Annotated in this window: 11 protein-coding genes; 4 read left to right on the top strand and 7 right to left on the bottom strand. The window is 45.1% G+C overall.

The genetic code is table 11. The features are described 5' to 3' along the window. Window positions 1-97: 97 nt before the first annotated feature. From AC58PV_RS19365 to AC58PV_RS19390, 6 genes are all read right to left on the bottom strand, one after another. Window positions 98-877: a class I SAM-dependent methyltransferase gene (locus AC58PV_RS19365; RefSeq protein ID WP_497433958.1), complete on the bottom strand. Its 780-nt coding sequence runs from the start codon at window positions 875-877 to the stop codon at window positions 98-100. Between the two features lie 158 nt (window positions 878-1035). Then, window positions 1036-1911 carry a carbohydrate ABC transporter permease gene (locus AC58PV_RS19370; protein WP_497433959.1) on the bottom strand — a complete coding sequence of 292 codons (876 nt, stop codon included), beginning with the start codon at window positions 1909-1911 and terminating at the stop codon, window positions 1036-1038. 16 nt (window positions 1912-1927) lie between these two features. Further along, entirely contained in the window at window positions 1928-2860 is a 933-nt protein-coding gene (locus tag AC58PV_RS19375; protein WP_497433961.1) for an ABC transporter permease, read from the bottom strand. Window positions 2861-2932: 72 nt separating this feature from the next. Next, window positions 2933-4597 (bottom strand): type 2 periplasmic-binding domain-containing protein, encoded by a 1665-nt coding sequence (locus tag AC58PV_RS19380; protein WP_497433962.1) that lies wholly within the window; start codon window positions 4595-4597, stop codon window positions 2933-2935. Between the two features lie 358 nt (window positions 4598-4955). Beyond that, window positions 4956-7325, bottom strand: a complete 2370-nt coding sequence (locus AC58PV_RS19385; RefSeq protein WP_497433963.1) for a helix-turn-helix domain-containing protein — start codon at window positions 7323-7325, stop codon at window positions 4956-4958. 129 nt (window positions 7326-7454) lie between these two features. Beyond that, complete coding sequence (locus AC58PV_RS19390; protein WP_497433964.1) at window positions 7455-8720, bottom strand: MFS transporter; 1266 nt, start codon at window positions 8718-8720, stop codon at window positions 7455-7457. Window positions 8721-8877: 157 nt separating this feature from the next. Between AC58PV_RS19390 and AC58PV_RS19395 the strand changes: the two genes are divergently transcribed. The 3 genes from AC58PV_RS19395 to AC58PV_RS19405 all read left to right on the top strand — a co-directional run bounded on the left by AC58PV_RS19395 (window position 8878) and on the right by AC58PV_RS19405 (window position 10337). Next, the gene (locus tag AC58PV_RS19395; RefSeq protein WP_056616791.1) at window positions 8878-9111 is read left to right on the top strand and encodes a cold-inducible protein YdjO-related protein; all 234 of its coding nucleotides are present in this window, start codon (window positions 8878-8880) and stop codon (window positions 9109-9111) included. A gap of 147 nt (window positions 9112-9258) precedes the next feature. Next, window positions 9259-9702 carry a DUF2663 family protein gene (locus tag AC58PV_RS19400; RefSeq protein WP_497433966.1) on the top strand — a complete coding sequence of 148 codons (444 nt, stop codon included), beginning with the start codon at window positions 9259-9261 and terminating at the stop codon, window positions 9700-9702. A gap of 29 nt (window positions 9703-9731) precedes the next feature. Further along, a complete protein-coding gene (locus AC58PV_RS19405; RefSeq protein ID WP_497433967.1) occupies window positions 9732-10337 on the top strand; it encodes a carbohydrate-binding family 9-like protein in 606 nt (201 codons plus the stop codon). Between the two features lie 814 nt (window positions 10338-11151). Here the strand turns inward: AC58PV_RS19405 and AC58PV_RS19410 are convergent. After that, the gene (locus tag AC58PV_RS19410) at window positions 11152-12351 is read right to left on the bottom strand and encodes an ornithine--oxo-acid transaminase (protein ID WP_497433968.1); all 1200 of its coding nucleotides are present in this window, start codon (window positions 12349-12351) and stop codon (window positions 11152-11154) included. A 230-nt stretch (window positions 12352-12581) separates the two neighbouring features. Between AC58PV_RS19410 and AC58PV_RS19415 the strand changes: the two genes are divergently transcribed. Next, entirely contained in the window at window positions 12582-14000 is a 1419-nt protein-coding gene (locus AC58PV_RS19415) for an aspartate ammonia-lyase (RefSeq protein ID WP_497434067.1), read from the top strand. Window positions 14001-14012: the final 12 nt, after the last annotated feature.

Here is a 14012-nt window from a genome sequence, read left to right on the forward strand (position 1 = left end):
CAGATTCGAGTAAACGGTGTGGTGATGGAAAGTAAAATAGGCCGATGGTTTTAAGATATGAGAGAAAAGAAAAAATGATAACAGCAAATGAAAAATCTTACTTGCGTGAGGAGGTTTTCTTTTTAGGAGTTTGGGTTGGTTTTTTTGAGGGTTTAATCGACGCATGGCTAGACATCGGGAGCACAGGTGTTTCCTTTTTTGATTGAGGGATGGGGATGACCTCGAGCTCTTCGACAACCTCTTCCGTGTCGGGTGATTTCTGACGACGTAGAGAAGGGACCCAGCTCGGTTCATCATACTTTTTCTGGCAGATGCGATGCCAATCATCAATTCGCATGTCATTTTTAACGACCACGAAATGATACATAATCTCGCTTATTAGATTGGGTTGCACGTACTGCAGCATATCTAATTCGTCCTGCTCATATAACGTTGTTGAAAAAGGCGGCTCATAGAAGAACTCCATGCGAACGAGGCGGAAATCGAATGGCGCGATATGCTCAAGGTACTCAGGCACAGGGGGGCAAATCGGACTGCCTGCTGGTTGAAGAAAGGTATTCGTCAAATAACGAGGCGTATATTCATCAAATTTGTGCTTCAAATAGGGATTCGATATATGACGGAAATGATGAGCATAAGGGGAGAGTATGCACACAATCGCTTTGTGCGTACAAATCCGATAAAGCTCAGACATGACAGCGAACAAATCAGTTATATAGGGAAGACTGCGACTAGCCATGACAAATTCCACGGAATTGTCGGGCAATGGAATGCCCGCGTTGATGTCACATACCAAATCAACGCCTGGTAACTGGACGCGATCAATGCCGTAGAAGTTCAGATGCTTGTGGTGACCGCAACCAAGATCGATATGCATAGCGTTTCCTCCTTCCAAGTAAAAAAATAAACTGTCCTATAATCTATGTACAAGGGCCTTATCAGACAATGCGCTTGCCTAAGGAAGGAAAATATTCAGGTCGCTGTACAACGAAAAAAGCCGTCCCTCCAAAGCGGAGCAGACGACATTTGCGGTGTTTACCCTTTGACAGCGCCAATCATGACGCCTTTCACGAAATACTTTTGAACGAACGGATAGAGGATCAGAATCGGAACAGAGGCAACCATGATGGTGGCATACTTGATCGTTTCCCCAATCTGGTGTTGATCGGCAGCATTGGCACCGGAAGACATCATATCCGTGTTATTGGCTATTAATATTTCCCGAAGAGTGAGCTGAAGCGGGTACAGTTCACGATCTTTCAGGAAGATCGAAGCCCAGAACCATCCATTCCATTTCTCAACCGCATAATACAAGATCATAACCGCGATAACGGGCATGGAAAGCGGGATAATAATTTTAAATAGGATAACGAAGTGGTTAGCGCCGTCCATTTTGGCGGACTCTTCCAAACTCTCAGGAACAGCCATAAAGGCGGTACGCATAATAATTAAGTTAAACGTGTTAACGGCGAATGGTAAAATGGTGGCCCACAAGGAGTCGATGAGTCCGACGCCCTTCACGACAAGGTACATCGGAACAAGTCCACCGCTGAAAAACATCGTGAGAATGACGATGAAAATAAATACTTTGTTCCACATAACATTTTTACGGGAGAGTACATACGCCCCTAACGCAGTGACAATAAGGTTGGTCGTAACACCAAAGACGAGAATAAATAGGGTGTTGCGGTAGCCTTGTAAGATCGATGGATTTTTAAATACATTTTGATAAGCTTCCAAACTAAAGCCCAATGGGCGATAAAGCAAGCCTTTATGGGTGATAAGCTCCGCACCGTTGCTAATGGAAGCGAAAGTGACATAGATGAGCGGATAGAGTGTTACAATCACTAACAAAATTAATAGAACATGGTTCACAGCGTAAAACACGCGGTCTGAGTAGCTCGTTTTCATCAGAGTCCCTCCTTCACTACCATAAGCTATTTTCACTAACTCGTTTACTAATTTTGTTGGCCGTAATGAGCAACGCTAAATTGATCACGGAATTGAAGAGACCAACAGCAGCACTATAGCTCCAACCAAATTCGAGCAAACCTTTGCGATAAACGAAGGAAGAGATAACATCAGCTGTATCGTAGGTACTCGGGTTGTAGAGTAAGATGATTTTCTCAAAGCCGACGTTGAGTAAATTCCCCATTCGAAGAATGAACATAATCGATATGGTTGGAAGAATACCAGGTAATGTGATGTGCCAAATGGATTTGAGCCGTGAGGCTCCGTCCATTTTCGCAGCTTCATATTGCTCTTGATCAATGCCCATGAGTGCTGCTAAATAAATGATGGATTCCCAGCCAATTTTTTGCCAAATTTCAGATAATACGTATATGGTTCGAAACAGCTCTGGCTTCTGCAGCATCGCTGTATCATTCGCGCCAAAATAAGTCAGTAACGTATTCACTACACCGCCGTTATTCGTAAAATCTTTAATCATTCCGGCAATGACGACTAGCGAGATAAAGTAGGGCATATAAGTAACCGTTTGCACAAAACGTTGGAATCTTTTATTCGCCAGTTCATTAATGAGAACAGCTAAAATAATCGGGGCAGGAAATTCAAAACATAACGTATAGAGCGAAATCAGAACCGTATTTTTGAGAATGCGCCAAAAATAATAACTGGTGAAGAAGTCATGGAAGTTTTGGAATCCAATCCATGGGCTGCCGAGAATCCCTTTGATGGGGGTATATTCCTTGAAAGCAATGATGGCTCCATACATCGGCGCATAGTGGAAGATAAAGTAGTAAGCCAGTACGGGAACCATCATCAGGTATAAATATTTATTCAACAGAAAATCGCGCTTGAAGCGTACAGAAAAGTTAGCCTCCACTGTTTTACGCATCATATCTCTCCTTTCGTCGAGAACATGGAAAATATATGGGAGAGGAGCTTGTGCTCCTCATCCCCATGTTAGATTCTAACGTTTGTTATAACGATCTAAGGATGCTTTCTTGATTTCGATGGCACGGTTCAATTTTACGGAATTGAATTTCTCCATATACTTGTCAAAGCTTTCAACCGGCTCAGTTCCCAAGATGATTTTCAGCGTCATTTCATCCACAATGGTGTTCAGATCTGTCATGATTTTAGCAAGCTCTGTACTTTCTTCCGGTGTTGCTGTAATTGGCGGCAATTTGTGTTTATCTACATCGGTTTTGGACCATGTGGTTAAAGCATCTCGTTGTGTTTGCAAAGCCAAATATTGTTCGATATAGCGTTTATCCTGAATGAAAGGACCATTGTAGTTACCGCGGATATACATGGACATGGCTTGTGCTGGAGCCAATTTATCCGGATTTTTCATAAGTAAATCTGTGTATTTCGGATAGTTATTTTCCATATTATAGGAAACGCCAGGAGTTCCGAAGTTGAAGAATAGAGCGCCTTCGGTCGAATAACCATAATCAAGCAGCTTAGCGGTAGTTTCAATGTTCTTGGAAGTAGCTGTAATCGCTACAGATCCGCCGGGTGCATTCGCAGGGTCCTTTTGACTGTACATCGCGATGTCACCTTTTTTGAGAACGGGATATGGAGCGGCGATCAGCACACCTTTAGGATCTTTAGCTGATATAAGCGGCTGCCATTTACCAATCCCGCCACCTGCATTCCCTACAGTTACACCCGTAGCTCCTGACGCGATGTTCGCATCTAGGGATTTGCTGTCTGCCGTTGCAAAGTTCTTATCAATCAAACCTTCCGCATACCATTTGTGGAAAGTCGCAAGGAAGTCTTTGTACCCTTTCTCGGCAGGACCGAACTTGATCGCGCCTTTATCATCCATGTAGAAATCACGTGTGACACCGAAAGCACTTGCGAATGCACCGTTAGCCAATTCGTTGAATGGCCTAGGAACACTAACGACAGAGAATGAAGCTGTAGCACCTTTTTTCTCTTTGAAGGCTTTGAGCGTGGTGTACCACTCGTCAATCGTTTGAGGAACAGGAAGTCCTAACTCATCCAACCAGTCTTTACGTACGATAGGTCCTTGGAAAACGCGCAGCAAATCGTCGCCACGGATGAATGGGAATACATAGTAACTGCCGTTGTCCGTTTTAACTTGCTTATCAATTTCGGGATGTTCTTTGAGATATTTCTTCAGGTTCGGTGCAAATTTATCAATGGTATCATTCAATTTGAGAATGTACCCGTCTTTGATTGCTTTTTCAGGTCCGCCTGGGAATTTACCTTGGAAATCATATTCAATCATATCCGGCAAATCACCAGTTGCTAGCATGACGTTGATAGCTTGATCTGCTTGGTTGGTCGGCGGTGCAGTAAATTTCATAGTAACGCCGGTGACTTTTTGCCAATTTTGAAAAAATGGCGTATCGGCATGTGTACCTTTGACACCTGTTAAATTCCCAGTAACTTCACCCCAGTAAGTCAAGGTTTTGTCTGTCTTGAGCGGATACGTAACAGCTGCTCCTGCGGCTGGTGCTGTTGATGCTTTAGTCGCATCTGCGGACGCTGCTGGACTTGCCGTACTTGTCGTAGAAGAATTGGAGGAACAGGCAACAACTAAGCTTCCCATTAAAGACGTGGTAACCAACATGGTGAACATTTTTTTACTGTTTCTTTTCATGTGTGGACCTCCTCAAAGTTTGGTGTCAAACCTACTGACAACAATCGTGACTGGTAATTCGCCAATTAAGCTGGCAGACGAGCTGACTCTCATAGAAATGAACCAGTAAAACAGGCTTCGGAAGTCTGTGATGGTTGTTGCCTGTGCTATGTCTTAACTATATGGTAGCGCTTACATGAATGGAATCTCGAATATATCCAATAGCATCTAGATAAATATCGAAAGAATCTACAAAATATCCAATTCCTTCGTGAAAAAGGCCAATTTCTATATAATCAGGCCCATTTTTCATGAAAAAAGAGCGGTTGCCCGCTCTAATCTCTATCTGTCCCTCCTGAATTCTTCCATTATTTCATAATTATTTCTCAATCATTTCCTTATATTTACCTGGCGTAATTCCTTCGACCTTTTTGAATACACGAATAAATGCATTAATATCGTTGAAACCGACCCCATATGCAGCATCACCAACAGATTGTTCTTTTCCTCGCAGCAATTGCTTGGATTTCTCAATCCGCACTTTATTGATCCGATCTAACAAACCCTCACCAACGTAATCTTTGAAAAGTTTGGATAAATACGTAGCTTTGCGATCAAAATGGCTGCCAATCATCGTTACATTCAAATTCACATCGGTATAGTTATGTTCAATATACGTGTTGACTTGCTCCACAAGCTGTTGAAGCGCTTTCTGTTTCGTAATCGAATTCGCATGTTGGCGCTTCGCAGCGGTATATGCACAGACTTGCGCAAGCATATCATCGAGTTGGAGCTCCATGTCTTGGACGGTCTTCGCATTCAAGAGACGATCGAGCTGTTTCGGATTGCGAATAAAGAAGCTTTCCTGCATCCCGCCTGTGTCGTTAAGGCTTTTCATGATCGTCGAGACTAAGCCCATCATTAAACATTTGGTTAGCGAAACGGAAATGCCTAAGCCTTCATAATTTTTCTCCATAACTTCGCGAAGAATTTGGCGAGCATCTGCCAGTTCTCCGAATTTCAAGGCATTAAGGAATTGTTGCTCCACGGCCATTGGATAATAGTAACCTGATGGATTATCACAGTGTGTATGAGGCTTGAGATCTTGGTAGGCGAGAATTTCATGACCGCCCATGACGAGTTTGTAAGTCATCGCATCTAAGGCTTCCAAGAAAGCCTGCGGAACACTTGAAATGTGCTTATTCACGTTACTGATTGCGATCGTAAGATGGATATCATAGGTGGAAGCAAGGAACGATTGAGCCTCACCTGCAATCCGCAGTAATTCCTCTTTGGCGCTGCGGCCATCTTCCATGGACAGATTCACTAAGCACGCAAGGGTATCATCGATTTCTGCCACATAGCCGCGGTGCTGTTGGGAGACTAATTCTTCAACCACATTACTTACGATGAATTGAAGCAGCTTCCACTTCTCCTCGTCAGACGTGTTCGTAATTCTATCGAAGAACGTTTCGCTTTTATCAGTGACGAAGAGCATGACGGCAAATTCTTTCCGATCCAGCTTCATATCAAAAGTTGTTAAAGCTTCGGCGATAGGTATTTTACCATCCAATTTCCCTTTCAAGAGTTTCTCTACAAAATGAGATCGCACAATATGCCGATGCTGCTCGACTTTACTTTTGAAATCAGCCATCTCAATTAATGTGCTATCCACGGCTTCCTGAATGAAATGAAATTCATTGTAGGTTTTGCCGGATTCGAGAACCTGTTTCTTAGAAAAAGCGTGTACCAAGCGCCGAACAGGATTGTAATTTCTTCGAAGGAAGAAGAAGGTCAGGATACCGCCACCTAACAAGCTAATCAGCATACTCAGGTAAGTCAGGTTGCGTATGTGTGAGGCCTTCTGCCAATAAGTCGTGCTGGGCATGATCGAGACGTACTTGAGCTTGGAACGAGGTGATTGAATATTGAATACTTCATATTTCTCGCCATCGTTACTTTTAAAATAAAAATTCGTTGCAAGATCCAAGTTGGCATATGGGAAATCGACGGGCATCGTGCCCTCCGTACTGGAAGCTAATACTTGATTTTGTTCATTAAGAATAAGTACGTGGCCTTTATTGAAGATTTCCATATTCTGAATGGCACCGAGAATGCGTGATTGATCGATCATGATCACATTCGTTGCGAGTGGTTGGCCGTGTTCCATGGGATAAGTGCTAATGTAGGCAACTGTTTTGCGAAGGCTATTATCGTCGCCAATGCGGTACATCGGGATGAATCCTTTGAAATTACTCCGTGTTATAATTGATTGCCAGGAAGAGAAAGGGAAAGCATCGCTTCTGTGAAGCGTATCGTATGCAAAATCTTTGGAACGGACGGTTGTTGGGAGAATGACAGACTCATTCTTGTTCAAGTACACATAAAAAGAGTCGATCAATGGATAAGAAGTTTTGTACAAAGAGAAGCTCTTTGCAATCTGATAGGTATCATAAGGGAGATCTTTCGGAAAGTTTTCATATTTATTCGAATAGAGCAACTCTTGTACATTCACATTCCATGTGATTTCAAAGTTGAGCTGTTCCATGGCTTTGAATTGGTTGTCCATGACTTCGCGGACTTGCTTAAGCAAGGAATCATTCGCTTGTTGGATTTCTTCCTTTAATGTACGGTTGGACTCAACATAAACTAATAAACCAATGACGACAGGAAGCAGGAGGATGACAATATAGGAAATTGACCATGTTAAGACGATACTTTGTCCATTAAAAATGAGCTTTTTCCGCATAGGCAAGGCCCCCTTGGCATTCTACTTTTCATTTTGAGCACTGAGAAGTAGTTATGAATGCGCTCTCATTCTATTGTATTGCCTTTCCTTCGTCTTCGTCAACGAGGAAAGGAGCTTTTTTTCGATAGGTTATTCTAAGGTTTTGAATCGCTGTTTACCAAAGAAAAAATAAAATAAAAATGAAATGACGGAGTACACAACGGCTGTGATGCAAAAGGCGTAGGCATATCCGAAATAACTGCCGTATCGGAAGACAAGGCCTGTACTAATCGGAGAAGCAATAAACCAACCGAGGTTGAATACGGCTTCACCAGAGCTTGAGGCAAGCCCGCGAAGCGAGCGATGGACGTAACTCATTTTGATCGAATTGTAAAAAGGATTGGCTGCGTTCATGAGTGCCTGGCGGAACAAATAACCACCGGACGATAAATAAAGGTTGGCTGAAAAAGCAGTGATGAGCAGAAAAGGAATCGAACTCAGTTGCAAATACACGACCGATTTCACTTCGCCATAACGCTTAGCAATCATGGGTCCGATTAGAAAGGCTACGCCAGTAGCCGCTTGTCCTAAGGCGACGATGATGCCGATCGCGGATTTGGATGCTTCAAAGCGATCCTCGAAATAGACGTTGAGATAGGGAACGATCATTCCGCCGCCAAGTGAGGAAAGTAATCCGAGTAAACAGAAGATCGCGATGACTTGAATCGACGTTTTGTGCTCACGCCAAGTGGCTCTCCAGCTCACAGATTGGCGGTGCGGAGCATCGTCTTCCTTCTCGATATCGCTCCTTTCAAAAAGTGACATAGGAATAACACCAAGTGCTGCAATAGCGACGCCAATGAGCAAGGTATACCGTAAGCTATGTATTTCGTCGAAGCCAATTAAGAATTGGAAGAAATCACAAAGCACACCACCAATTGCGATACCAATGACATTGGCCAGCATAACTAGCGCCATATTGAGGGAGAAGAGATGAACCCGCTGCCCAGGTGTTGAGTTGTTGGCCATGAAGGGGAGTATCGTCGCGGAGACGACAGCTAGCGCCATGCCACCTAAGAAGGCGGAAATCAGCATTCCTTCGTGAACTTGAATGAGTGATCGTGCGGTCAATGCGGCAATGGTAAAAATGAGACCGAAAGAAATGACGCGTTTGGGACCGAAGCGATCATTCATGATACCTGCCGGGATGAGGATAATGGCCGCGGCCAAAGCGGTCATCCCTACGATGCTGCCTACCATTGTTTGCTCGTAGCCCAAACTTCTTACATAGAGGTTGTACACAAGTCCGAACATGCTAATGCCTAAGTTCCAAACAAAATTAAACCAGAAAAATAGCTTAATATTGCGGCTATAACCTGCGAGTTGAACCTTCCATTCACGTAGTAAATTAACCATGCGATATTCCTGCCTTTGTATTTTGTGTCTAAATTGCAATCGCTTTGTCTATTCTACCACTGGTAAATACTTTTGAACACGGGAAAGACTTGATATCTTGGCCGATCTGTATAATAATAAGTAGTCTAATCTACGAAGCAGGGAGCACATAATTGAAATGTCTACAACAACGAGTATTGTAACGGAAGAACAGAAACCGGAAGTTGAACAGATTGAGATTTGGAAATGTAAAGCAACAGAATGTAAAGCTTGGGTTCGCAAAGAATTCGTGACAGAAGCATTACCAACTTGCCCGCTTTGTAAAACACAAATGGTACGAAGCTACAAGCATGTGCCGGTAGCAGCTAAAAAGGGAAATAAAAAGTTCCTTGTAGGAAAGAAACGGTTTTAATCGGAATTATTGAAAAAACCTCTTCTACTAAATAAAAGTCAAGATCGAGAGCATCTTCAGCGAGGCGTGAAGAGTGATGCTCTTGGTCTTTTTTTTTGGAAAGAATAGCAATAGACAAGCATAGCATGGTAACGAGGGGGAGATGCTGTGATTGGGCCTAAGATAAATGTCAGTGATGATACAGAAGTCGTACTGAAAGAGTTGCAAGAAAGAAAGATGAAGTGGGACCATATGAAAAAGAGGCAACCCATGCTATCGATCGCGACTGGAGCGGTCTTATTGCTCGTTGTCTATCTGTTATACCAGCAAGTCATCGTTCGTTCGGGTGGTAATGCCATCATGATATTGGATTTACTCATTTCGAATAAACTGCTTTGCGGCTTGCTGCTCGCATGTATTTCATTATTTCTATATGCGTCCAATCGGTCGCGCGAAATGGAGAAAGCGAAGAGTAAATATGAAGATTTACGTATCGAAACGATAGAACGATTAGAAGCTTCCTGGTTGAAAGATGTGAAGTCCGAGGCAAGGGATCAAATTTCGAGCTTTCTTTCCAAGGAGCATGATATTAATATAGTCTATAAGAATTAATTTGGTAGAGTAAGGGGAAACGGATGCAGATGAGATACACTTGTCGATATGTAGATGAAATTAGTCGTGTGAATTGGGAAGAGTTGCAAGTTGGTTATTTGCGTGATGTGGTGTCCGCGGATGTTCCGAGGTTGGAAACACGTTTTCGCGCATGCTGGACTGCGGATAGTCTGCACATTCGGTATGAATGTGAGGATGACCATGTGGTTGCAAACATGACACAGCGTGACGAACCTCTATATGAAGAGGATGTTGTAGAGGTGTTCATCGACCCATTCGGAGGCGGCACGACGTATTTCGAGTTTGAAATCAGCCCGCGCGGCGTGTTGTTCGATGCGTTGATCCATAATAAGCTGGATGGGAACATGCAAGTCGATACCTCGTGGATTGCTGAGGGGTTCCAAGCAACGGTAACAGAAAGACCCGATGGATCCCAGGTGTATGAAGTGCGGATTCCCTTCGCGGATTTAGATGACGCAGGGGTGCCGCACTCCGGAACGGTCTGGCATTGGAATGTTTTCCGTATCGACGATGATCGCAACGGCGTTCGGCATTATTCCGCTTGGTCGCCTACGGGGAAAGTCAATTTCCATGTTCCACAGCAGTTTGGGGAGCTGGTATTTGTTAAGGAGTGACTTGCAACTGCGGAGCTGCTGAAACTACTAGCCATTCGTCTAAATGGCTCGTGTAAGCTGTATTAGTCCGAATTTGCCCACTTAATCTGACGATTCGCAACAGCAACACACATTTAGTCCGAAATAACCCATCTAAATCACCCAAACCATCCCCTTCACAGGGAAAAAGGTGATTTAAGTGGGTATAATCGGACTATTTGCCGTTCGTAGCGAGAAATTCTCGATTTAGTTCGGAGAAATCGGACTAAATATTCTACTGTAGTCGTGGGGGCGAGCTCCATAAGTTGTGTTTACCTACTATGGTGGCCACCTGAGGTACCCCAACTAGTTACAATATAGCTACTAAAAGAGCCACCTACTACAACAAGTTACAATTTAGCTACTTAAGTGGCACCTACTCTAATAAGTTAGTTTGTAGCGACGAAAGAGGCACATAGTGTAACAAGTTGTCAATACATGGATAGTCGAAATAATCGACTATCTGCTGCCCGCCAGGCCGCGCCACCCCCGAGATAGTCGAAATAATCGACTATCTGCTGCCCAAAAGGCCTCGCGACCCCCGAGATAGTCGGAATAATCGACTATCTGCTGCCCACCAGGCCGCGCCACCCCGAGATAGTCGAAATAATCGACTATCTGCTGCCCGCCAGGCCGCGGCACCCCGAGATAGTCGAAATAATCGACTATCTGCTGCCCGCCAGGCCGCGCCACCCCAGAGATAGTCGAAATAATCGACTATCAACTGCCCGCCAGGCCGCGTCACCCCACAGATAGTCGAAATAATCGACTATCTCGCCCGTCAGGCCACCCCATCTCACACCACTCGCAACACTTCGTGTAGCTGCTGCCAAGCCCAATCCAACTCATCCTTCGTGATGACAAGCGGAGGCGCCAAGCGAATGATGTGCTCGTGTGTTTCCTTGCACAGCAGGCCTTTATCCTTCAATGCTTCGCAGAATGGCCGGGCCGGGACCGTCAAATCGATCCCGATGAATAAGCCGCGGCCGCGAATCTCTTGAATGAGCGGGTTCTCGATTTCCTGAAGCCGCTTCAGGAAATAAGCCCCCAGTGCATCGGAACGCTCTGCGAGCTGTTCCTGCTCGAGCACTTCAAGTGCAGCAATCCCCACGGCGCAGCCGAGTGGATTGCCCCCGAACGTCGAGCCGTGCGAGCCCGGCTCGAACAGCTCAAGGACCTCGCGATCTCCGGCCACGGCCGAGATCGGAAAAACACCGCCGCCAAGTGCTTTGCCCAGCACATACAGGTTCGGCGTGACGCCTTCCCAGTCGCTGGCAAAGCGGCGGCCCGTGCGGCCGAATCCCGTCTGGATTTCGTCCGCGACGAACAACACCTGATTCGCCTTGCAGAGCTCATAGCTGTCCCGCAGGAAGCCCTCCTGCGGGATGACAATCCCAGCTTCGCCTTGTATAGGCTCAACCATAAACCCGGCCGTGTTCGGCCCAATGGCCTCACGTAACGCATCAACATCTCCGTATGGAATCATCCGGAATCCCGGCGTGAAAGGGCCGAACCCGCGCTTATATTCCGGAGACGAGGAGAAGGATGTAACCGTCACGGTTCGGCCATGGAAATTGCCTTCGCACACAATAATCTCAGCTTGATCAGCGGGTATCCCCTTGACATCATAGCCCCAACGACGTACCGCTTTAATCGCGGTTTCAACCGCTTCGGCCCCCGTATTCATAGGTAAAATCATCGGTTTACCTGTATATAACGCCAATTTCTCATAGAACTGTCCAAGGATCTCGCTATGAAAAGCTCTTGAGGTTAACGTAACTTTGCCTGCTTGTTCAACTAGTGCATTCAATATATGTGGATGGCGATGTCCTTGATTCAGAGCAGAATAAGCACTCAGCATGTCCATAAATCGCTGACCTTCGGGGTTCTCCACCCAAACACCTTCGGCCTTGGAGATCACCAGCGGCAGTGGGTTGTAATTACGTGCACCGTATTTTTCTGTTTGCTTAATGATATAGGAGCTCTGATTATCCATGGGAATTCCTCCTGTCATTAGGTCCTAGCTTCTTCAGGTTGTACTTCATTGTATTCTAGATTAGCGTACGATGACTTCCTGCGTATATAATTGAAAAATAGGCGAGAATTTGCAATCTGTGCATATCCCTCATTTTTAAGCAAAAAATAACCATGGACTTATGGCCGTACCGGGTTGTTCCGAACTTCCGTTTTGAGAATAAAAATGAAGTGAAAAAGGATGGTAGTCGAATGACGTATCGCATCGAGAAAGACTTTTTAGGAGAAAAGCAAGTCCCATCTCATGCCTATTATGGTATTCAAACGATGAGAGCAATTGAAAATTTCCCGATCACAGGCGTTACCATTCATGTTGAGCTCATAACAGCGTTAGCAGAAGTGAAGCGTGCAGCGGCACAAGCGAATATGGACACCCACATGCTGCCTAAGAAAATTGGTGAAGCCTTAGTACAAGCAGCAGAAGAAGTGAGCAAGGGAAGCCTCGTAGAGGAATTTATCGTTGATTCGATTCAAGGTGGAGCAGGTACCTCGATCAATATGAATATGAACGAAGTGCTGGCCAATCGATCTCTAGAAATTTTGGGTGAGTCCAAAGGAAGCTACTTCCATTGTAACCCGAACAACCATGTGAATATGTCTCAATCGACGAATGATGTCATTCCAACCGCGATCAAGATAGCTGCCTACCGCTTGTCGGAGCAATTAATAGAAGCATTAACTTCCTTACAAAGTGCTTTCGCACGGAAAGAAATTGAATTCGATGATGTGATCAAAATGGGGAGAACACACCTCCAAGATGCCGTGCCGATCCGAATGGGTCAGGAATTTGGCGCTTATGCGCGAGTATTGATGCGCGATATCAATCGTATCAAGCAAGCGATGCGAGGGCTTCTCATCGTTAATATGGGAGCAACTGCCGTTGGTACAGGTCTCAATGCCAAGCCGGAATATGTGGAGCGCGTGATGTTCCATTTGAAAACAGCTGTTGGTATTCCTGTTGAAATCTCGGAACATCTCGTCGATGGCACACAAAACATGGATGCATACACCGAGCTATCTGCATCGCTCAAAGTATGCGCGGTGAACCTCTCCAAAATATGCAATGATATCCGTATGATGGCTTCCGGACCGCGCGCAGGACTAGGTGAGCTGAAGCTCCCGCCTAGACAGCCAGGGTCGTCCATCATGCCAGGTAAAGTAAATCCGGTGATGCCTGAGGTTGTCAATCAAGTGGCCTTCCAAGTCATTGGCAATGATCATACGATCTGTCTTGCTTGTGAAGCGGGACAATTCGAGTTGAACGTCATGGGTCCAGTCTTAGCCTTCAATCTCTTGCAATCACTCAAAATATTGCGAAACGCAGCCAGCGTATTCGAGCGCTTCGCCATAGAAGGTCTAGAAGCTGACCGTGAACGGTGTAAGAATTACGTGGAACAAAGCTTCGGTATCGTAACCGCATTAAATCCGCATCTGGGCTACGAAGTCGCCGCGCAGTTGGTGAAAGAGGCGGTGCGCACGGGTCTAACGTTAAAGGAACTCATTTTGGAAAGAGGACTTCTGACAAAGGAAGAGATTGAAGAAATCTTGAATCCGATTCAAATGACCACGCCAGGTATCGCTGGCGACAGACTGCTGCGCCCCGCAGATTAAGGCAACAACGAA

This window comes from Paenibacillus sp. J22FR83, from assembly GCF_059691955.1.

What these genes read in the sequence shown, in the direction of transcription:
- AC58PV_RS19365 (WP_497433958.1), bottom strand. Translation starts at nt 877, where the DNA reads ATGCATATCGATCTTGGTTGCGGTCACCACAAGCATCTGAACTTCTAC.
- AC58PV_RS19370 (WP_497433959.1), bottom strand. Translation starts at nt 1,911, where the DNA reads ATGAAAACGAGCTACTCAGACCGCGTGTTTTACGCTGTGAACCATGTT.
- AC58PV_RS19375 (WP_497433961.1), bottom strand. Translation starts at nt 2,860, where the DNA reads ATGATGCGTAAAACAGTGGAGGCTAACTTTTCTGTACGCTTCAAGCGC.
- AC58PV_RS19380 (WP_497433962.1), bottom strand. Translation starts at nt 4,597, where the DNA reads ATGAAAAGAAACAGTAAAAAAATGTTCACCATGTTGGTTACCACGTCT.
- AC58PV_RS19385 (WP_497433963.1), bottom strand. Translation starts at nt 7,325, where the DNA reads ATGCGGAAAAAGCTCATTTTTAATGGACAAAGTATCGTCTTAACATGG.
- AC58PV_RS19390 (WP_497433964.1), bottom strand. Translation starts at nt 8,720, where the DNA reads ATGGTTAATTTACTACGTGAATGGAAGGTTCAACTCGCAGGTTATAGC.
- AC58PV_RS19395 (WP_056616791.1), top strand. Translation starts at nt 8,878, where the DNA reads ATGTCTACAACAACGAGTATTGTAACGGAAGAACAGAAACCGGAAGTT.
- AC58PV_RS19405 (WP_497433967.1), top strand. Translation starts at nt 9,732, where the DNA reads ATGAGATACACTTGTCGATATGTAGATGAAATTAGTCGTGTGAATTGG.
- AC58PV_RS19410 (WP_497433968.1), bottom strand. Translation starts at nt 12,351, where the DNA reads ATGGATAATCAGAGCTCCTATATCATTAAGCAAACAGAAAAATACGGT.
- AC58PV_RS19415 (WP_497434067.1), top strand. Translation starts at nt 12,582, where the DNA reads ATGACGTATCGCATCGAGAAAGACTTTTTAGGAGAAAAGCAAGTCCCA.